At 66.8% G+C, this 17866-nt stretch carries 19 protein-coding genes and 3 pseudogenes; 9 read left to right on the top strand and 13 right to left on the bottom strand.

The annotated features are described in order from the left end of the window. Together LGN17_RS35750 and LGN17_RS35745 are read left to right on the top strand one after the other, a co-directional pair. The coding region (locus LGN17_RS35750; RefSeq protein ID WP_147299358.1) for a transposase at window positions 1-124 on the top strand (124 nt) is incomplete at its 5' end. A gap of 80 nt (window positions 125-204) precedes the next feature. Further along, window positions 205-654, top strand: a pseudogene (locus LGN17_RS35745) (hypothetical protein); the annotation flags it as partial. Window positions 655-664: 10 nt separating this feature from the next. Here LGN17_RS35745 and LGN17_RS35740 read toward each other — a convergent pair. From LGN17_RS35740 to LGN17_RS35730, 3 genes are all read right to left on the bottom strand, one after another. Then, window positions 665-1438: a class II aldolase/adducin family protein gene (locus LGN17_RS35740; protein WP_175956287.1), complete on the bottom strand. Its 774-nt coding sequence runs from the start codon at window positions 1436-1438 to the stop codon at window positions 665-667. 149 nt (window positions 1439-1587) lie between these two features. Next, window positions 1588-3213, bottom strand: coding sequence for a phospholipase D family protein (locus LGN17_RS35735; RefSeq protein WP_226201476.1), 1626 nt, complete (start codon window positions 3211-3213; stop codon window positions 1588-1590). A gap of 226 nt (window positions 3214-3439) precedes the next feature. Beyond that, the gene (locus tag LGN17_RS35730; RefSeq protein WP_175956283.1) at window positions 3440-4156 is read right to left on the bottom strand and encodes a FadR/GntR family transcriptional regulator; all 717 of its coding nucleotides are present in this window, start codon (window positions 4154-4156) and stop codon (window positions 3440-3442) included. 133 nt (window positions 4157-4289) lie between these two features. On the opposite strand from LGN17_RS35730, the gene LGN17_RS35725 reads away from it, so the two are divergent. The 4 genes from LGN17_RS35725 to LGN17_RS35710 are packed head-to-tail and all read left to right on the top strand — an operon-like array spanning window position 4290 to window position 9025. Further along, window positions 4290-5090 carry a (Fe-S)-binding protein gene (locus LGN17_RS35725; protein WP_226201475.1) on the top strand — a complete coding sequence of 267 codons (801 nt, stop codon included), beginning with the start codon at window positions 4290-4292 and terminating at the stop codon, window positions 5088-5090. After that, complete coding sequence (locus LGN17_RS35720) at window positions 5087-5821, top strand: LutC/YkgG family protein (protein ID WP_226201474.1); 735 nt, start codon at window positions 5087-5089, stop codon at window positions 5819-5821. Before LGN17_RS35725 ends, LGN17_RS35720 begins: the two co-directional genes overlap by 4 nt. Continuing rightward, complete coding sequence (locus tag LGN17_RS35715; protein ID WP_226201473.1) at window positions 5818-7263, top strand: LutB/LldF family L-lactate oxidation iron-sulfur protein; 1446 nt, start codon at window positions 5818-5820, stop codon at window positions 7261-7263. Before LGN17_RS35720 ends, LGN17_RS35715 begins: the two co-directional genes overlap by 4 nt. Window positions 7264-7312: 49 nt before the next feature. Next, the gene (locus LGN17_RS35710) at window positions 7313-9025 is read left to right on the top strand and encodes a lactate permease LctP family transporter (RefSeq protein ID WP_226201472.1); all 1713 of its coding nucleotides are present in this window, start codon (window positions 7313-7315) and stop codon (window positions 9023-9025) included. A gap of 107 nt (window positions 9026-9132) precedes the next feature. On the opposite strand, the gene LGN17_RS35705 is transcribed toward LGN17_RS35710, so the two are convergent. Then, the gene (locus LGN17_RS35705; RefSeq protein WP_175970825.1) at window positions 9133-9894 is read right to left on the bottom strand and encodes a M48 family metalloprotease; all 762 of its coding nucleotides are present in this window, start codon (window positions 9892-9894) and stop codon (window positions 9133-9135) included. Between the two features lie 149 nt (window positions 9895-10043). On the opposite strand from LGN17_RS35705, the pseudogene LGN17_RS36950 reads away from it, so the two are divergent. The 3 genes and pseudogenes from LGN17_RS36950 to LGN17_RS35690 form a co-directional block, all read left to right on the top strand. Next, a pseudogene (locus LGN17_RS36950) lies at window positions 10044-10247 on the top strand (hypothetical protein); the annotation flags it as partial. A gap of 119 nt (window positions 10248-10366) precedes the next feature. Continuing rightward, window positions 10367-10666, top strand: a pseudogene (locus tag LGN17_RS35695) (beta-ketoacyl-[acyl-carrier-protein] synthase II); the annotation flags it as partial. Window positions 10667-10746: 80 nt separating this feature from the next. Beyond that, entirely contained in the window at window positions 10747-11046 is a 300-nt protein-coding gene (locus LGN17_RS35690) for a hypothetical protein (RefSeq protein WP_226201470.1), read from the top strand. A 90-nt stretch (window positions 11047-11136) separates the two neighbouring features. Here the strand turns inward: LGN17_RS35690 and LGN17_RS35685 are convergent, their stop codons facing one another. The 9 genes from LGN17_RS35685 to LGN17_RS35645 all read right to left on the bottom strand — a co-directional run bounded on the left by LGN17_RS35685 (window position 11137) and on the right by LGN17_RS35645 (window position 17844). Beyond that, on the bottom strand, window positions 11137-11343 hold the full coding sequence (locus LGN17_RS35685; RefSeq protein WP_226201469.1) for a hypothetical protein: 207 nt from the start codon (window positions 11341-11343) through the stop codon (window positions 11137-11139). A 109-nt stretch (window positions 11344-11452) separates the two neighbouring features. Further along, a complete protein-coding gene (gene phbB, locus LGN17_RS35680; protein ID WP_226201468.1) occupies window positions 11453-12196 on the bottom strand; it encodes an acetoacetyl-CoA reductase in 744 nt (247 codons plus the stop codon). 216 nt (window positions 12197-12412) lie between these two features. Next, window positions 12413-13594 carry an acetyl-CoA C-acetyltransferase gene (locus LGN17_RS35675; RefSeq protein ID WP_226201467.1) on the bottom strand — a complete coding sequence of 394 codons (1182 nt, stop codon included), beginning with the start codon at window positions 13592-13594 and terminating at the stop codon, window positions 12413-12415. Window positions 13595-13877: 283 nt separating this feature from the next. Beyond that, complete coding sequence (gene phaP, locus LGN17_RS35670) at window positions 13878-14462, bottom strand: TIGR01841 family phasin (RefSeq protein ID WP_226201466.1); 585 nt, start codon at window positions 14460-14462, stop codon at window positions 13878-13880. A gap of 500 nt (window positions 14463-14962) precedes the next feature. Continuing rightward, complete coding sequence (locus LGN17_RS35665) at window positions 14963-15727, bottom strand: ParA family protein (RefSeq protein ID WP_089451276.1); 765 nt, start codon at window positions 15725-15727, stop codon at window positions 14963-14965. Window positions 15728-15829: 102 nt separating this feature from the next. After that, a complete protein-coding gene (locus LGN17_RS35660; protein ID WP_226201465.1) occupies window positions 15830-16453 on the bottom strand; it encodes a DNA-3-methyladenine glycosylase in 624 nt (207 codons plus the stop codon). Beyond that, window positions 16440-16988, bottom strand: coding sequence for a G/U mismatch-specific DNA glycosylase (mug, locus tag LGN17_RS35655; RefSeq protein ID WP_226201477.1), 549 nt, complete (start codon window positions 16986-16988; stop codon window positions 16440-16442). Before mug ends, LGN17_RS35660 begins: the two co-directional genes overlap by 14 nt. Window positions 16989-17117: 129 nt before the next feature. Further along, the gene (locus tag LGN17_RS35650; RefSeq protein ID WP_175752485.1) at window positions 17118-17318 is read right to left on the bottom strand and encodes a hypothetical protein; all 201 of its coding nucleotides are present in this window, start codon (window positions 17316-17318) and stop codon (window positions 17118-17120) included. A 259-nt stretch (window positions 17319-17577) separates the two neighbouring features. Continuing rightward, entirely contained in the window at window positions 17578-17844 is a 267-nt protein-coding gene (locus LGN17_RS35645; RefSeq protein WP_175752483.1) for a PAAR domain-containing protein, read from the bottom strand. Window positions 17845-17866: the final 22 nt, after the last annotated feature.

The raw sequence follows: 17866 nt of genomic DNA, 5'->3' as shown, positions 1-17866 counted from the left end.
TACCAGCGTTGTCGAAGGCATCAACAACACCATCAAGGTCATTAAGCGTCGGGCTTACGGGTACCGCGACGAGGAGTACTTCTTCCTCAAGATCCGCGCCGCGTTCCCCGGAATTCCCCGTTGAACCGTTTTTTTTTTGCGCGCGCCGCTCGCTGGCCCGGCAGGTCCGGCCGCGCGTACATGCGTCGCGACACGCCGCTGACGCGCACCGGCAAGGTCACGAACAACGAGGTCACCGCGATGCTCGGCGAGACGATCCTGAACAGCCGCTCGTCGCCATCGACGCTCGGCGGCAGTCTCGAGTACCGGCGCGGCCTGACGCGCACCGTCGACTGGACCGCAACCTGGATGTACGAAGGCGCGAAACAATCGATCCGCCGCAACGGGATCGCGTCCGAGCTGTGGCTCACGCGCGCGTTCCTGAACGACAGGGTCACGCTGGCAGCCGGCGCAGGCGCTTATTTCACGATCGACCAGCGCAACCGGCGCGACCAGCCGGGGCCCGGCGACGGCCGGTTCTCGGGCATCGTGTCGATCTCGGCCAGCTACCGCATATCCGATCGCTGGCTCACGCGCATCACGTGGAACCGTGTGGTCACGCGATACAACCGCGACACCGACGTGATCCAGGCCGGCCTCGGCTACCGCTTCTGACCGCTGCGCGTCACGCGCGATAGCCGGGATCGATGCGATCGACGATACGCTGCAGCGCGTCGAACGCGTCCTGCCCCGCGCCATGCTTCGGATCGAAATTCAGCGAATCGCGCACGCACGCTTCGAGCACGGGCGGCGCGATCGACCGCGCGTCGCCGATCGCATGCGTGGCGACCTGCACCTCGCACGCGCGATTGAGCAGCCACATCAGCGAGAACGTCTGCGCGAGCGTCGCGCCGATCGTCACGGGCCCGTGGTTGCGCAACAGCAGCACCGGTCGGCCGCCGGCGCTCTCGACGATGCGCCGCCCTTCTTCGAGATGCACGGTGATGCCCTCGAAGTCGTGATACGCGATCTTCCCGTACAGCTGCGCCGAATAGAAATTCGAGAATGACAGCCCGTCGCGCGAACAGCACACGGCCATCGTCGGCGTCGTGTGCACGTGCATCACGCAGTGCGCATCGGGCAGCGCCGCATGGATCGCGCTATGGAACGTGAAGCCGGCCGGATTGATCGGCCAGTCGGAATGACCGATCACGTTGCCGTCGATATCGATCTTCACGAGGTTCGACGCGCACACCTCGCGGTAATGGAGCCCGAACGGGTTGATCAGGAAATGCCCGTCCTCGCCCGGCACGCGCAGCGAGATATGGTTGTAGATCAGCTCGGTCCAGCCGAGATGATCGAAGATGCGGTAAGCCGCCGCGAGCTGCACGCGTGCCTGCCATTCGGCTTCGGAGAAACGGGCGGGACGCGTGAACGGCTGGTTCGGGACACGTTGCATGGGGGAACTCCGGTTGCGGGCGTGCGCGGTACGCGGGGTGCGGGCTGCCTGGGGGCACCGTCTTGCACGCCACATTAGTTGCGCACACAACCATATCATCGTTCCCCGCGCACCGGAAACGCGGGTTTAGCCGGAGCGCTTCCGTCCCCTTAAAGCTGGTCGCCGACCGGCAGCAGCATGAACACGCCGGTCATCAGGTTGCGCAGCAGCCCTGCGTGCGGATCGACGTGATAGGTGGCTGGCCGGCCGTTGTCGGTGCCCGTCCATTCGAGTTCGGGCGTCCCGCCGCCCGCCGGCGTCACAAGGCTCACGCGGTAGCTGTCATCCGGCTGCGTCACGCGCGCGAAGATCGTCGCGACCTGCTGCGCGAGCGCCGGGCTGTGGATCACGAGCGCCAGTTCGGTATTCAGGTGCGCGGACCGCGGATCGAGGTTCATCGAGCCGATCACGAGGATCTTCCGGTCGATCACGTACGCCTTCGCATGCAGGCTCGCCCGCGAGCGCGATCCGAACAGGCGCGGGCGCTGCCGGCCCGGCTGCGCCTTGAACTCGTATAGCTCGACGCCGTGCTGCAGCAACGGCACGCGGTATGGTCCGTAGCCGGCCTGCACGGCGACCGCGTCGGTCGCGGCGAGCGAATTGGTGAGGATCGCGACGCGCACGCCGCGCGCGGTCGTCTCGCCGAGAATCTTCACGCCCGCGTCATGCGGCACGAAATACGGCGAGAAGGCGAGGAATTCCTGCTGGGCGCCGCGCGTGAGTTCGACGAGGCGCTGCATCGGCGGGCTCACGTACGCGTCGGTCGGCTTGGCGACCTTGTCGGGTGCGTCGGCCTTGAACTCGGCCGGCGCCCATACGAGCGCGAGCTCGTCGCGCGCGATCTGCTGCGCGAGCGGCGTCGCGTTCAGCGGCTTCGCGTTGTACGGATCGGCGTTCTGGCGCCAATGGCTGCGCAGCTCGTCGCGCGTCGCGTCGAGGTCCTTCGGATCGAACGACTGGTGATTCAGCACACGCAGCGGATAGCTGCTCGCGCTCGACCAGTACGCGTCGAAACTCGCCGAAACGTCGTTCGTCACGGGGCCCGCGGCCAGCACGTCGAGGTCGCGGAACTGCAGCGTCGGACTCGCGTTGAAGTATTCGTCGCCGAGGTTGCGGCCGCCGACGATCGCAATCTGGTTGTCCGCGATCATCGCCTTGTTGTGCATCCGGCGCGTGAAGCTGTCGATGCGCGTGAGGAAGTTGGCCGTGCGTTCGACCATGCCGTACCGCGACGCGCCGAACGGGTTGAACACGCGGATCTCGATGTTCGGGTGCGTGTTCAGCGCGGCCATGATGCGGTCGATGTCGCGGAAGTTCAGGTCGTCGACCAGCATCCGTACGCGCACGCCGCGATCGGCCGCGTACAGCGCCGCGGCGAGCAGCAGCTTGCCCGTGGTGTCCTCGGTCGCGATGTAGTACTGCATGTCGAGCGTCTTCGTCGCGGCCCGTGCGAGCGCGATGCGCATCTGCAGCGCCTCAGCGCCTTCCGGCAGCAGCCGGAAACCCGACTGGCCCGGATGCGCGGCCTCGGGCGCGGCCAGCGCCTCGCGCAGCGGCGTCGCGGTATCGGGCGGCAACGCATGGGAGACCGGGCGATCGAGCGTGGTGGTGGGCGGATGTGTCGCGCAGGCGGCGACGAGCGACAGCAGCACACCGGCGGCCAGCGTGCGGGCCAGGCGGCATGCGGCGCGCCACGACAGCGCGGCCGGTGCGCGCCGGATCAAAGACGTGAACACGGAAACTTCCTCGACTGGCGGAACAAACGGCCCGCATGCGCCGCAACGCGCGGCTGGCGCACGGTTCCGGCCGATTCTAGTGGGCGCCGGACGAACCGGTCAATCGCGCAAGCGGCACCGACCGGGCTTCAGACCGCCGACTTGCACCCGCCTGCCGGCTATCGATCCCCCACCGCGCCGGAAGCGCCCGCAGGGCGGGCCAGGCGTCGAAGCGGTCCAACCAATATCAGGCGCCATCGCCGCTGCGTTCGAAATGGCTGCGCACATAGTCGATATGCGTCTGCATCGCGGTGCGCGCCTCCTCGGGCCGTTGCGCGCAGATCGCGTCGCACACGACGCGGTGCTGCAGCAACAGCAGCTCGGACGCCTGCTCGTCGTGCGTCGTCATGCCCGCCACGTTGATCGAGATGTGCTCGCGCAGCATCCCGATCACGCTCGTATGCAGGTGCAGGAACATCGTGTTGTGCGACGCGAGCGCGATCGCCTCGTGCAGCTTCGCGTCGGTCGCGGCTTCGACGGCCGCGGCGCCGGTCGCGTGCGCGGTTTCGAGCTCGCGCAGCAGCGCACGGATCCGGCGCCGGTCGTTCGCATCGGCGCGCAGCGCGGCGAAATAGGCGGTCGCGCCTTCGAGCACGCGGCGGAACTCGAGGATGTCGTCGCGCAGCGCCGGATGATCGGCGACCAGTTGGCCCCACGGCGACGCGATCCCGGCACGCAACTGGTCCGTCACGTAGACGCCCGCGCCGCGCCGGCTCTGCAGCAGCCCGCGCGCGACGAGCCGCTGGGTCGCCTCGCGCACCGTATTGCGCGCGACGCCGTATTCCTGCGCGAGCACGCGCTCGGCCGGCAGGCGCGCGCCGGCCGGCCACGTGCCGTCGAGCAGCGCCGTCTCGATCTTGCGCATCACCACTTCGGTCCGGCCCCGTGCCGTCATCGCTGCCATCGTCGCGTCTCCTGCGGAATGCCTGCCGCGCCGATTGGCCCAACCAATTTGAGCTACGGCGCCGTCGCGGGAATTATGCAGCGAAATCGTCGTCCCGCATCCGCATGCCGGGCCGGCGCCTCTGGAGCGAGACATGAACGAAAGGCAGTACCCCGCCGCCGCCCCCGCGCACGTCTACCTGTTCGCGACCTGCCTGGTCGACCTGTTCGTCCCCGAAGCCGGGCTCGACGCGGTCCGCCTGCTGGAACGCGAAGGCCTGACCGTCCACTATCCGCGCGGCCAGAGCTGCTGCGGGCAGCCGGCCTACAGCAGCGGCAATCCCGACGAAGCGCGCCGCGTCGCGGCCGCGCAGCTCGACCTGTTCGCCGAAGCGTGGCCCGTGATCGTGCCGTCCGGCTCGTGCGGCGGCATGATCCGGCACCATTGGCCGGCGCTGTTCGCCGACGATCCGCTCCACGGCCCCAAGGCCCGTGCGATCGCGGAACGTACCTACGAACTCACCGAATTCCTCGTGCACGTGCTCGACGTGCGGCTCGATGCGCTCGCCGCACCAGCCGGCGCCGACGAGCGCGTGGTGCTGCACACGTCGTGCGCGGCACGCCGCGAGATGGGCACACGCGTGCACGGCGTCGCGCTCGTCGACGCGCTGCCTGGGGTGACGCGCATCGAACATGAACGGGAATCCGAATGCTGCGGCTTCGGCGGCACGTTCTCGCTGAAGCATCCCGACATCTCCGGCGTGATGGTGCGCGACAAGGTCGCGTCGGCCTGCGCGACGGGCTGCGACCGGCTCGTGTCCGCCGACTGCGGTTGTCTGCTGAACATCGGCCACGCGGCCGACAAGTCCGGCGCGCCGTTACCCGTCGAGCATCTCGCGAGCTTCCTGTGGCGCCGCACGGCAGGCGCCGCGTCGCTGCGCGGAGACAAGCCATGAGCGCGCGCGACACAATCCTTCAGCGGCTGCGCGCCGCCGCGCCGGGTGTCGCCGCCGAGGCCGCCCCCGCGCTCGACGCACGCATCGACACGCATTACGACACGCGCCGCGCGCAGGCCGGAACCGCACGCGATCCGCACACGCTGGCCCACGCGATGCAGGCCGCGCTTGCCGCGTCTCATGCGGACGTCTGGTGCGCGACCGGTGACGAATGGCCCGCGCAGCTCGCTGCACGACTCGCCGAGGCCGGGGTGCGCCGCCTGCTGCTTGATCCGGCCCGCGCCGAATCCGCGGCGCTTGCCCGCGCGCTGCCCGATACGGTCGCGCCCGTGCCGTTCGACCGGCCGATCGACACGTGGATGGCCGAACTGTTCGACACGATCGACGCTGGCTTCACCGTTGCGCGCTCGGGCATCGCGGCTACCGGCACCGTCGTGCTCGCACCCGATGCCGGCACGCCGCGCACGGTGTCGCTGGTGCCGCCGCTGCATGTCGCGCTCGTCCACGCGAGCACGCTGCATCCCGACCTGCATGCGGCCGTACGCGCGGAGCGCTGGCACGCCGGCATGCCGACCAACCTCGTGCTGGTGTCGGGCCCGTCGAAGACCTCCGACATCCAGCAGACGCTCGCCTATGGCGCACACGGCCCGCGCCGTCTGTGGGTCGTGATCATCACCGATACGGCAACCGCTCGCCCGGCCGCCACCGCCAGCGAGGCTCTCCCGCAATGAGCGACCACACGCTGCAATTCGTCGCCCCCGGCGACTTCAAGACCCGCGCGCGCGCCGCGCTCGACGATCCCGCGCTGCGCAAGAGCTTTCGCGGCGCGATGGACTTCCTGCAGGGCAAGCGCTCGACGCAGTTCCCCGACGACGCCGAGCTGCAGCAACTGCGCGACCTCGGCGAAGCGGTTCGGCAGCATGCGCTCGCGCAGTTGCCCGCGCTGCTCGAACGGCTGGAGACGAAGCTCACCGAAGCCGGCGTGCATGTGCACTGGGCCGTAACGGCGGCCGACGCGAACGCGATCGTGCTCGGCATCGCGCAGGCGAAGAAGGCGCGCCGCGTGATCAAGGGCAAGTCGATGGCGAGCGAGGAAATCGAGCTGAACCATTACCTCGCGGAGCACGGCGTCGACTGCATCGAATCCGACATGGGCGAATTCATCGTGCAGCTCGCCGGCGAGAAGCCGTCGCATATCGTGATGCCGGCGATCCACAAGACGCGCGCCGACATCGCCGAGCTGTTCGAGGAACACATCCCCGGCACGCACTACACGGAGGACGTCGACGAACTGATCCAGACCGGCCGGCGCGCGCTGCGCCGCGCGTTCGCCGATGCGGACATCGGCCTGTCGGGCGTGAACTTCGCGGCGGCCGACACCGGCACGCTGTGGCTCGTCGAGAACGAAGGCAACGGCCGCCTGTCGACGACGGTGCCCGACACGCACGTCGCGATCATGGGGATCGAGAAGGTGGTCGAGAAGCTCGAGCACATCGTGCCGCTGTCGAGCCTGCTCACGCGCTCGGCCACCGGCCAGGCGATCACAACCTACTTCAACCTGATCTCGGGCCCGCGCCGCGATGGCGAACGCGACGGCCCGCGCGAGCTGCATCTCGTGCTGCTCGACAACGGCCGCACGCAGGCCTACGCGGACGAGCAGCTGCGCGCGACGCTGCAGTGCATCCGCTGCGGCGCGTGCATGAACCACTGCCCCGTCTACACACGCATCGGCGGCCACGCATACGGCACGACCTACCCGGGCCCGATCGGCAAGATCATCTCGCCGCACCTGCTCGGCCTCGACGCGACGGCCGACCTGCCGACCGCATCGACGCTGTGCGGCGCCTGCGGCGAGGTGTGCCCGGTGCGGATCCCGATCCCGCAACTGCTCGTGCGGCTGCGCACCGAAGCGAACCGCAAGCCCGACGAACCCGTTGCGCATCCGCTGCGCGGCCAGGGCGCGAACTACACCCGCGCGGAAGACCTCGTCTGGCGCTTCTGGTCGGGTGCCTTCGCGCATCCGCGCGCGTACCGCGCGTTCCGCTGGACCGCAACGCGGCTGCGTGCGCTGACGCCCGCGAAACAGATGGGCTGGACGCAGCACCGCACGCCGCTCGAACCGGCGCCGCGCAGCCTGTCCGACCTGCTGCGCGCACGCGGCCAGCCCGAGTAGCCGTTCCGTTTTTCAAGCCGTACCGACAAAACCTATGGAGGAGACATCCATGCAGGCCTGGCACCAGATCTACACCCCGCTCGGCAGCCTCGGGCTGTCGGCGTTCGTCGCCGCAATCCCGATCATCTTCTTTTTCGTCGCGCTGGCCGCGCTGCGGCTCAAGGGCCACGTCGCGGCGGCGATCACGCTGCTGCTCTCGCTCGGCGTCGCGACCCTCGCGTACGGGATGCCCGTGCCGCAGGCGCTCGCGGCGGCCGGCTTCGGCTTCGCATACGGCCTGTGGCCGATCGCGTGGATCATCGTCGCGGCCGTGTTCCTGTACAAGATCGTCGTGAAGACCGGCCAGTTCGACATCATTCGCGCGTCCGTGCTGTCGATCACCGACGACCAGCGCCTGCAGATGCTGCTGATCGGCTTCTCGTTCGGCGCGTTCCTCGAAGGCGCGGCCGGCTTCGGCGCGCCCGTCGCGATCACGGCCGCGCTGCTCGTCGGGCTCGGCTTCAAACCGCTGCACGCGGCGGGATTGTGTCTGATTGCAAACACCGCGCCGGTCGCGTTCGGCGCGATGGGCATCCCGATCATCGTCGCCGGGCAGGTGACGGGCATCGACCCGTTTCATATCGGCGCGATGGCCGGCCGCCAGCTGCCGCTGCTGTCGCTCGCGGTACCGTTCTGGCTCGTGTTCATGATGGACGGGCTGCGCGGCGTGCGGCAAACGTGGCCGGCCGCGCTCGTCGCGGGCGGCAGCTTCGCGGTGACGCAATACTTCACGTCGAACCACATCGGGCCCGAGCTGCCGGACATCACGTCGTCGCTCGTGAGCCTCGTCGCGCTCGCCGCGTTCCTGAAGGTCTGGCAGCCGCGCACCGCGAAGCAGGCGGCCGACGGCCTCGTCGCGTCGGGCGGCAGCGCCGCACTCGCGGGCTTCGGCGGCGCAGGCTCGCACAACGGCTTCGGCGCCGGCACCAGCCGGCAGGCGTCACCGTACACGCTCGCGCAGACCGTTCGTGCATGGTCGCCGTTCCTGATCCTGACGGCCGTCGTCACCGTATGGAGCCTCGCGCCGTTCAAGGCGCTGTTCGCCGCGCACGGAGCGCTCGCGTCGACCGTGCTGAAGTTCCATGTGGCGGGGCTCGACCAGCTCGTCGTGAAGACCGCGCCGATCGCCGCGACGCCGAAGGCGCTCGACGCCGTGCTGAAGATCGATCTCGTATCGGCGGTGGGCAGCGCGATCCTCGTGACCGCGCTGATCTCGATGGCGCTGCTGCGGATGAAGCCGCGCGACGCGCTCGTCACGTTCGGCGAGACGCTGAAGGAACTGACGCGCCCGATCCTGTCGATCGGCCTCGTACTTGCGTTCGCGTTCGTCGCGAACTATTCGGGGATGTCGTCGACGCTCGCGCTGATGCTGGCCGCGACCGGCGCCGCGTTCCCGTTCTTCTCGCCGTTCCTCGGCTGGCTCGGCGTGTTCCTGACGGGCTCGGACACGTCGTCGAACGCGTTGTTCTGCTCGCTGCAGCAGGCCACCGCGCACCAGCTCGGCGTGCCCGAGACGCTCGCGGTGGCCGCGAACACGACGGGCGGCGTGACCGCGAAGATGATCTCGCCGCAGTCGATCGCGGTCGCCTGCGCGGCAACGGGCCTCGTCGGCAAGGAATCCGAGCTGTTCCGCTTCACGGTGCGACACAGCCTGCTGTTCGCGGTGATCGTCGGGTTGATCACGCTCGCGCAGGCGTATGTGCTGCCGGGGATGGTGCCGTAAGCGGCGCGCAAAGAGGCCCAACAAAACGAAACCCCACGCCCGGGCGGGCGTGGGGTTTTTCTTTTCGCATGCCGACCGCCGGCGCGGGCCGGCGATCGAACGTACGATCAGCTGCCCTTCGCGATGCGATCCTCGATGTGCTGCGCACGGCTCGTCGACGACGGGTGCGAGCTCATCATCGAGCTTTGGCCGCCGTCGAGCTTCGCCAGCTTCTGGAACGCGGTGACGAGGCCCTTCTGGTTCATGCTCTTTTGCTTCATCAGGTCGAACGAGTAGTCGTCGGCCGCGCTTTCCTGCGTCTGCGAGAACTGCGCGTTGATGAACTTCTCGGTGATGTCGCCGAGCTGCGAGCTCGTCAGCGCCGCCACGCCCGGCGATGCCGCGCCGGCCGCGGTGCGCGCCGCGCTGACCGCGTAGGCGGTCTGCATCGCCTTCTTCGAGTGACCGAGTGCGACGTGGCCCATTTCATGGCCGATCACGCCGCGCAGCTCGTCATCGTTCATCATGTCCATCAGGCCGCTGTACACGCGCACGCAGCCGTTGCCCATCGCCCACGCGTTGACGTCCTTGGTCATGTAGACCTTGTAGTTGATCTTCTGGCCGTTCAGCGTCATGTCGCCGAAGCCCTTCATCACCTTCGTCAGGCGCTTCGCGTATGCGCTGTTCGCCGGCGCGATCTTCGACTCGGCGTCGCTGGACTTGCACGATTCGTTCGACAGTGCGGCGATGTCGCTGTCCGACAGCGTCGCCGCCTTGTACAGGCTGGCCCCCGCCGACGTCAGGCTGTTCGCGTCAAGGCTCTGTACCCCGCCGCACGCGCTCAACAGAAACGCCACGCCACACGCTGCCACCGCTTTCTTGAGTTGCATCCCGGAATCCCTCGATAGTTGTATTTGGGAGCGGCGATTTTGCATAATCCGGCAGAAAATTACCAGATGTTTACATCCGATGACACGTTCATTACTGGTCGGGTTGACACGAATCGACATCCCGGCGCTGGATTGACGACGGGAAAGGAGCAATCGCCGTGCGGATGCACGACGCCGTCGCGAACCAGCCGGTCGCGGTCAAGCCCGACCCGTTCGCGCCGTTCATCACCGACGTCGAGGTCGCGCGCCACGCACCGCTGCCGACACGTGCGGACTTGCGCGGCACGTCAATGGCGCTCGCCGCCGACACGCAGTTGCACTGGACCACGCTGCGCGCGGCGCTCGCGCCTGAGCCGCCCGGCGAGCCGGGCGTGCCGTCCGGTTCGGCCCCCTGTTTGATAAAATCCGACCTCGAACGGCGCGCCTGCCAGCCCTGCTGCGGCCCCCGTTCCGGCCACCGGATGCGACCCTCGTGAAACCCCTCCTGCGCTTGCACTTCACCGCCACCAGCTGCATCTGCCGCAGCCTCGACGCGCCCCTCGATGCGCTGCGCCACGACGCGCGCGTCGGGCCGCGGCCCTGCGACTTCGAGCGTGCGGATCTCGACTCGTGGATCGACGCGGTGGACGGCGTCGATGCGCAGCCCGTGCATGCCGACCTGGCCGACTTCGCGTGCCGCAACAACCGCGTCGCACAGCTTGGCCTCACGCGGGACGGCTTCGACGCCCGCGTCACGGCGGCCGTCGCACGCTACGGTGCAGCACGCGACGGCGCTCCGCGCGTTTCGCCCGGCGCCAGCCGGCGCTGCGAATCCTCGATGAAGCCGCTTGCTCAACGGCAGGAAACCCGGTCGTGAAAGTTCGTCAGTTCATTGGCACCGCGCTCGTTCTGGCGCTGATCAGCCCGATCGCGCATGCGGACATGTCGGCAGTGAAGCAGGACATCAAGCGCGATTCGAAGGCAGCCGCGCACAAGACCGGCGAGGCGGCCCGCAGCTTCGGCCACGCGACCGCGAGCGCCGCGAAGGCGGTCGGGCACGGGGTCGCACACGTGTCGCGTGAAGGCTGGGATGCCACCAAGCGCACGACGAAGCGGATCTTCCACAAGAACGACTCGGGCGAGTCGGCCGGAAAGAGCGAAACAAGCCATTGATCAAGCGCATCGCGCGCATCACCGACCGCATGCGCGCGATGCGTGACCGTTCGTCAATCGCGGCGTCGCGTTGGCATGACGTCGCCGGCGTCAACGCACGCCGTGCATGCGGCGTGCCAGCCTCGCCGGCCGGCGGGCAAAGCACTTGCCGTACGCGGCGAACCAGCAGTCGCGATGATCGAAGTTCCGCAACAACCGCGCGCGACGCCGCTCCAGCCAGTGGAGCACGATCGCCATCGTCAACCCGACGGCCAGTGCCGTGCCGCCGATCACGAGTCCCATCCAGGTGTCACCCATGCCTTCTCCGGAATGCGAGGCCGAAGCGGCGTGCCTGCCGCCGCTGCGGCACTGGATATAGCGGAACGCGGCCCGAAACGCACGCGAATGCGGTCCGGGCCACCGTGCGTCAGTGCATGTGCTGGCCGCCGTTGATCGCGATGTTGGAGCCCGTCACGAAGCCGGCCTCCTCCGAGCACAGGTAAGCGACCAGCGCCGCGACCTCCTCGGGCTTGCCGAGCCGGCCCGCCGGAATCTGCGGGAGGATCTTCGTGTCGAGGATGTCCTGCGGAATCGCCGTGACCATCTTCGTCGCGAGGTAGCCCGGCGACACCGTATTCACCGTCACACCCTTGCGCGCGACTTCCAGCGCGAGCGATTTCGTGAAACCGTGCATGCCGGCCTTCGCGGCCGCATAGTTGGTCTGGCCGACCGAACCCTTCGAGCCGTTCACCGACGAGATGTTGACGATGCGACCCCAGCCGCGCTCGACCATGCCTTCGCAGACGGGCTTCGTCATGTTGAACACGGAATCGAGGTTCGTGCGGATCACGGCATCCCAGTTCACCTTGTCGAGCTTGCGCAGCGTCATGTCGCGCGTGATGCCCGCGTTGTTCACGAGAATGTCGACCGGGCCGACGTCCCGCACGATCTTCTCGATGCATTGCTGGCACGAATCGTGATCGGCCACGTCCACCGAATACGCGATGAACTCGCGGCCGGCCGCGTGCATCTCGGTCAGCCAGCGGTCGGCGCCGGTGTTGTTCGGCGAATACGTGACGACTACCCGGTGGCCCGCGTCGTTCAACCTGATGCTGACCGCTTCGCCAAGACCGCCCATTCCACCTGTCACAACTGCAATTCGCTTAGTCATCCTATAAATTACCGACAAAAAAGTAATCGATGAAGGCGGGGCGACGGCATCGCATAGGCTGCCGCCCCACCGCTTCAATGCGCAGCCGCCCGCGTCGCGGGCGCGGCGCGCACCGGCACCTCGCGCTTGTTGTTGGCTGCTTGTCGTGCGCGAAAACCGCTCCACCCGCGTGCGGCGCCGGCCGGCGCCACACGGGGGACGTGTGTCAGGCCCCGCTCAGGCGCGCTCGACCGCGAGCGCGACGCCCATCCCGCCGCCGATGCACAGCGACGCCAGCCCGCGCTTCGCGTCGCGCTTGGCCATCTCGTGCAGCAGCGTCACCAGGATCCGGCAGCCCGACGCGCCGATCGGGTGACCGATCGCGATCGCCCCGCCGTTCACGTTCACCTTCGACGTGTCCCAGCCCATCTGCTTGTGCACCGCCAGCGCCTGCGCCGCGAACGCCTCGTTGATCTCCATCAGGTCCAGGTCGCCCGGCGTCCAGCCCGCGCGCTCCAGGCACCGGCGCGAGGCCGGCACCGGGCCCATCCCCATCACGCTCGGATCCACGCCCGCGTTCGCGTACGCCTTGATCCGCGCCAGCGGCGTCAGGCCGAGCGCCGCCGCCTTCTGCGCCGACATCACCAGCACCGCCGCCGCGCCGTCGTTCAGCCCCGACGCGTTCGCCGCCGTCACCGAGCCGTCCTTCGAGAACGCCGGCTTCAGCCCCGCCAGCGATTCCGCCGTCACGCCGTGACGCACGAATTCGTCCGTCGCGAACTGCAGCGGCTCGCCCTTGCGCTGCGGAATCGCCACCGGCACGATCTCGTCGTCGAAGCGCCCAGCCTTCTGCGCGGCTTCCGCCTTGTTCTGCGACAGCGCCGCGAACGCGTCCTGCTCCTCGCGCGTGATCCCGTATTCCTTCGCGACGTTCTCCGCCGTGATGCCCATGTGGTACTGGTTGTACACGTCCCACAGGCCGTCGACGATCATCGTGTCGACCAGCTTCGCGTCACCCATCCGGAACCCGTCGCGCGAGCCCGGCAGCACGTGCGGCGACGCGCTCATGTTCTCCTGGCCGCCCGCGATCACGATCTCCGCGTCGCCCGCGACGATCACGTTCGCCGCCAGCATCACGGCCTTCAGGCCCGAGCCGCACACCTTGTTGATCGTCATCCCCGGCACTGCATTCGGCAGCCCGGCCTTGATCAGCGACTGCCGTGCCGGGTTCTGCCCCGAGCCGGCCGTCAGCACCTGCCCCATGATCACTTCGCTGACCTGCTCGGGCTTCACGCCCGCACGCTCCAGCACCGCGCGGATCACCGTCGCGCCCAGCTCCGGCGCCGCAATCTTCGCAAGCGAACCGCCGAATTTGCCGACCGCGGTCCGCGCGGCCGATACGATCACTACGTCCGTCATTTCCAGTTCCTGCATTGAAATCAGTTCGTCGTTCTGACGCCGGCCCGAGCCGGCCTCGGCTGGCGATCACACCTCTCGAGCCGTTCGGCGCGATAGCGGTCGCACGCCGCCATACGACGCGCGGCACCCGTTCGAACGGGCGGCACACCGGTACGGCCCGCCGGTTCACCGGCGTCTTGCGGCAAACCGGACATTCGCCGGACGCCACGCGGCGCCCGGCGCCATCCGGCGCCGATCAATCGTGCCGCGCCCGTGCGCGACACGTGCTTGCGTGGCTACGCGATTACGCAGCCGATTCGCGTGCAGTCGCTGCGTCCTTACGTGCGGCGGCAACCGTTTGCTTCGCGCCGCGCGTTGCCGTTTCGCTGACCGCATCGAACCCGCTCTGTGCGGCTTCGATCGCCTGACCCGTCGCTGCGCGCACCGAGTCGGCCGCGGCAGTCGCCGCCGACAGCGCCGAGTTCAGCGCGGCCACCACCGGCGCCGAGCCGGCCGGTGCATGCTTCGACAGCTCGCCGAGCACGTCCTTCAGGCGCTTGTCGTTCTGTTCGTATTGCGCTTGTGCGACCTTCGCCCATTCGGACTGCGTCGACACTGCGATGTCGAACAGATGGCGGCCGTACGACACGACCTTGCCGGCCGCTTCCTGTGGTGCGGCGACCTGCTGCGCGAAGCCCACGGCCGGGTTGCTGCTGTTGAACGCGTTTTTCAGCTTGTCCTCGTATTCCTCGAGCGCCGTCCGGGCCGCTTGCAGGTTGAGTTCGACGACAGCCTCGAAACCCTGGATCGCCGGACGCGCGATAGCAAACCACGCGGCGATACCGGATTGATAATCGGCGTTGATTTTTTCGGGGGCAAATACGGACATCGGGCACGCTCCTGTTAGCAATGCGAGAGACGACGTAAAGAAAATTGGAAGCCGATCGACGGCAGACTTCCTTATTGACAACCCGTCACTTGTTTGAGCACGGGAAGTTGAAGGAGCACATTCTAGATCGATTAATTGTCAATTAAATGGCATTAATACTAAGTGTAAACCCTTATATTGATCCGAAGTGACCGCTGGAACCCATGATGCGCCGACATTGCAGATGAGACGGCGCATCGCTCTGTCCCGCAATGCACTTTTACCTTTTTCCAGGATAGCGGATCATGACGTCGCGCAACATTTACCAATTCATTATTCCGTTTATTAGAAAACCGGCACTCATTGAAAATGGAGCGGTCACTTATGTAATCGTTTTTCTGGATTTATTATGAAATCGTTTTCGGGATTATTAATGACGGAATCAATGATCGGATGAATTTCGGATCGCAATAAAAAACGGCCGCACGATGCGGCCGCGGGTTCGTCAGGCAGGCGCGTGATCAGCCGGCCAGTTCGCGATGCAGCGCGAGGAACTCCTGCGCGAGCTTGTGCCCGGGTTCCAGATGGATCACCGGCTTGGACTGCTGATGCGACTCGCGGATCTTCACCGACGCCGACAACCTCGACGCGAGCACCGGCAGGCCTTCTTCGACGAGTTCGTCGACCAGCCGCTGCGGCAGGCTCGCCCGCGGCTGGAACTGGTTGATCACGATCCCTTCCACCTCGAGCGCCGCGTTGTGGTCCTGCTGGATTTCCTTCACGTTCTCGAGCAGCGTGTACAACGCACGGCGCGAGAAATCGTCGCAGTCGAACGGGATCAGGCAGCGCTCGACCGCGATCAGCGCCGAGCGCGTATAGAAATTCAGCGCGGGTGGCGTATCGATGTAGACGGCGTCGTAGGTGTCGAGCTCGTTCAGCGCGTCGCGCAGCTTGTAGATCTTGTAGCGCGATTCGAGCTTGCCGTGCAGCGTGTCGAGGTCGGGATGCGCGGGCATCACGTCGAGCCCTTCGAACGGGGTCGGATGAATGAACGACGCGACGTCGACCGGGCGAAAGTTGAAGGTCAGCGCGGTTTCGAAGAAATCCGCGACGCCCGGCTGCGCGTCGGCTGCGGCGTCGCCGAGCAGGTAGCGCGTCGAGTTCGCCTGCGCATCGAGGTCGATGACGAGCGTGCGCAGCCCTTCGCTCGCGCTGATCGCCGCCAGGTTGCAGACGATCGTCGATTTGCCCACGCCGCCCTTCTGGTTGAATACGACCCGCCGCATTGTGTCTCCTCGATCGAGAACGTCGAAAAGACAAGCTTAGCCGGTCAATAATGGCGGTCGCGTGACGCAGGTCGAATTGTGCGCATCTTGGCTCGGGGTGTATCAGCGGCGCGTCACCGATCCTGACACATATCGATTGGCGGGTACGCTCCACCGCCACGGCAGATCCGTGCCGACGCGAATGCCGATGCGCGGCCCGCCCGCCAGATCGGCAGGCGGCGCGATACCGTCGTCGACGATCGCGAACCCGTCGCGCGCGCCGATCAGGTCGATACCATCCTGCGCGCCGCCGATCCCCATCGCCTGGGTCAGCCGCGCCGGCCCCCGGCACAGGTCGCGGTCGCGCGTCTGCGGCGGCCGTGCCGCACGCATTTGCTCGAGCCCTTGCAGCGGTTCGAGCGCACGAATCAGCACGCCCGTGCCCGTGCCATCCGGGCCGCACACGCAGTTGCAGCACCAGTGCATGCCATAGGTGAAATAGACGTACAGGTGCCCCGGCGGCCCGAACATCGTCGCATTGCGCGGCGTCTTGCCGCGATAGGTATGGGCGGCCGGGTCGATCGCGCCGGCATAGGCTTCGACTTCGACGATCCGGCCGGCCCGGCCGTCCGCAGCCGCGAGAATCTTGTTCAGCAGTTGCGGCGCGACGTCGGTAGCGACGCGGTCGAAGAATGCGCGCGGCAGCACGGTGCCCGGCCACCGGGGCGCGGAGTCACTGCGCCGCATCCTGCCCCTCCGGTTGAAAACCGGAAACGGCCGTCATCTGCAGACGAAGCTGACGGTATGCATCGACCAGATCTTCGAGGGCGAACGCGAGATTTCTCCCGCTGGGATTGGGCAGCACCCAGACGTTCGCCCCCTGCATCCGGGCCGGCTGCAATCCCCATTCGATTTCTCGCTTTCCGGCAAGCGCCGCGTACGCCGCCTTGCCGAGAAAAGCGACGAAGCGCGGCCTGTAACGCGCCAGCTTCTGGTCGAACGCCGCGGCCGCAGCAATGAATTCCGTGCGCGAAAGCTGATCGGCACTCGCGGTCGGACGCTTGACCACCGCCGTCAGGTCGTAGCCATACCGGAGTATCAAGTGATCGTCCTGCGGCGAAATTTCCGCCGGTGTGAAGCCCGCGAGATGGATCACGCGCCAGAAGCGGTTGCTTCTCCCCGCGAAGTGATGCCCGGTCGCGGCCGCGGTCAGGCCGGGGTTGATCCCGCAGAACAGCACGTCGAGATGCGCAGCGATGAGGTCGGGAAGTTCGTCAGCCACGTTTTGCCTGGCGCACAAGGAACATCGACGTAAACGAAAGAAGGCCCGAAGACCCGGGCCAAGCAGCTGGCTTGACTCGGACATTCGGGCCCATCGTGATGCGGGATGCCGACTTGCCGATCAGAACGGTTAGCGGAACATGACGCTGTAAAAAAATCCGCCAACCTCTTGAAACGCCACAAATTCCAATGAACGATGCTGGCCACTTGTAAGGAGCCTGCCTGCAAAGACCACGCAAGCCCTTTGGATGCTGACCGGTGCGATCGAAATCGTGAACCCTCGCGCCTCGAACGATGGGCTGTTCACCACCGAATCGACTACGTCGCTCAAGGTTCATATCCTATAGGTCGCCATATACGATAACAAGCGCATCATACTCTCGGCGTAGCAATTGCCTCATGGTCGAGTTCAGCCGATGATCAGACACGCCTGCAGGGACTCACAACGGTATCCCCTTGTCGGAGGCTACGCTGGCCGCATCATCATAAGCACTGCTTGCAAAGATCCAGCCCCCAAATCCACGCGTCAGTACCGCAAGCGTGTATTGGTGACGTAGCTCGGCTCCTCCGACAGCAAGAATCGGCCAGACTCAACTACTCACGACAAACGTCTGTTGAGTCGCTATTAGCGCGGCGCCACACGCGGTCTTCATTCCATCCAGTGCTACCGGCCGACCATCTATCGCATACTGGTTCGAGCCCTGAACAATGGGAAAGACACCGCTGCATTTCGGGCACGCAACCATATGTCCAATACCCGCTGGCGGACGACCGTTTAGGTCGGCATGCTCGAAGCCTTCGAGCACCAAGCCGCCGTGATCCGTTGAATCACCCTTGCGAATGATCGGCTTTGTCAATGCAGCCTCCACGTCGCGCTAT

This window comes from Burkholderia sp. AU30280 (assembly GCF_020420125.1).
Lineage (GTDB): Bacteria > Pseudomonadota > Gammaproteobacteria > Burkholderiales > Burkholderiaceae > Burkholderia.
Note: the sequence above shows the minus strand (reverse complement) of the source record. Positions and strands in the feature narration are given on the sequence as shown.

Bases quoted from the DNA above. Each gene is read 5' to 3' on its own strand.
- LGN17_RS35710 (WP_226201472.1), top strand. From the start codon at position 7,313: ATGCAGGCCTGGCACCAGATCTACACCCCGCTCGGCAGCCTCGGGCTG.
- phaP (WP_226201466.1), bottom strand. From the start codon at position 14,462: ATGTCCGTATTTGCCCCCGAAAAAATCAACGCCGATTATCAATCCGGT.
- LGN17_RS35660 (WP_226201465.1), bottom strand. From the start codon at position 16,453: ATGCGGCGCAGTGACTCCGCGCCCCGGTGGCCGGGCACCGTGCTGCCG.
- phbB (WP_226201468.1), bottom strand. From the start codon at position 12,196: ATGACTAAGCGAATTGCAGTTGTGACAGGTGGAATGGGCGGTCTTGGC.
- LGN17_RS35720 (WP_226201474.1), top strand. From the start codon at position 5,087: ATGAGCGCGCGCGACACAATCCTTCAGCGGCTGCGCGCCGCCGCGCCG.
- LGN17_RS35705 (WP_175970825.1), bottom strand. From the start codon at position 9,894: ATGCAACTCAAGAAAGCGGTGGCAGCGTGTGGCGTGGCGTTTCTGTTG.
- LGN17_RS35725 (WP_226201475.1), top strand. From the start codon at position 4,290: ATGAACGAAAGGCAGTACCCCGCCGCCGCCCCCGCGCACGTCTACCTG.
- LGN17_RS35665 (WP_089451276.1), bottom strand. From the start codon at position 15,727: ATGCGGCGGGTCGTATTCAACCAGAAGGGCGGCGTGGGCAAATCGACG.
- LGN17_RS35675 (WP_226201467.1), bottom strand. From the start codon at position 13,594: ATGACGGACGTAGTGATCGTATCGGCCGCGCGGACCGCGGTCGGCAAA.
- LGN17_RS35730 (WP_175956283.1), bottom strand. From the start codon at position 4,156: ATGGCAGCGATGACGGCACGGGGCCGGACCGAAGTGGTGATGCGCAAG.
- LGN17_RS35740 (WP_175956287.1), bottom strand. From the start codon at position 1,438: ATGCAACGTGTCCCGAACCAGCCGTTCACGCGTCCCGCCCGTTTCTCC.
- LGN17_RS35685 (WP_226201469.1), bottom strand. From the start codon at position 11,343: ATGGGTGACACCTGGATGGGACTCGTGATCGGCGGCACGGCACTGGCC.
- LGN17_RS35715 (WP_226201473.1), top strand. From the start codon at position 5,818: ATGAGCGACCACACGCTGCAATTCGTCGCCCCCGGCGACTTCAAGACC.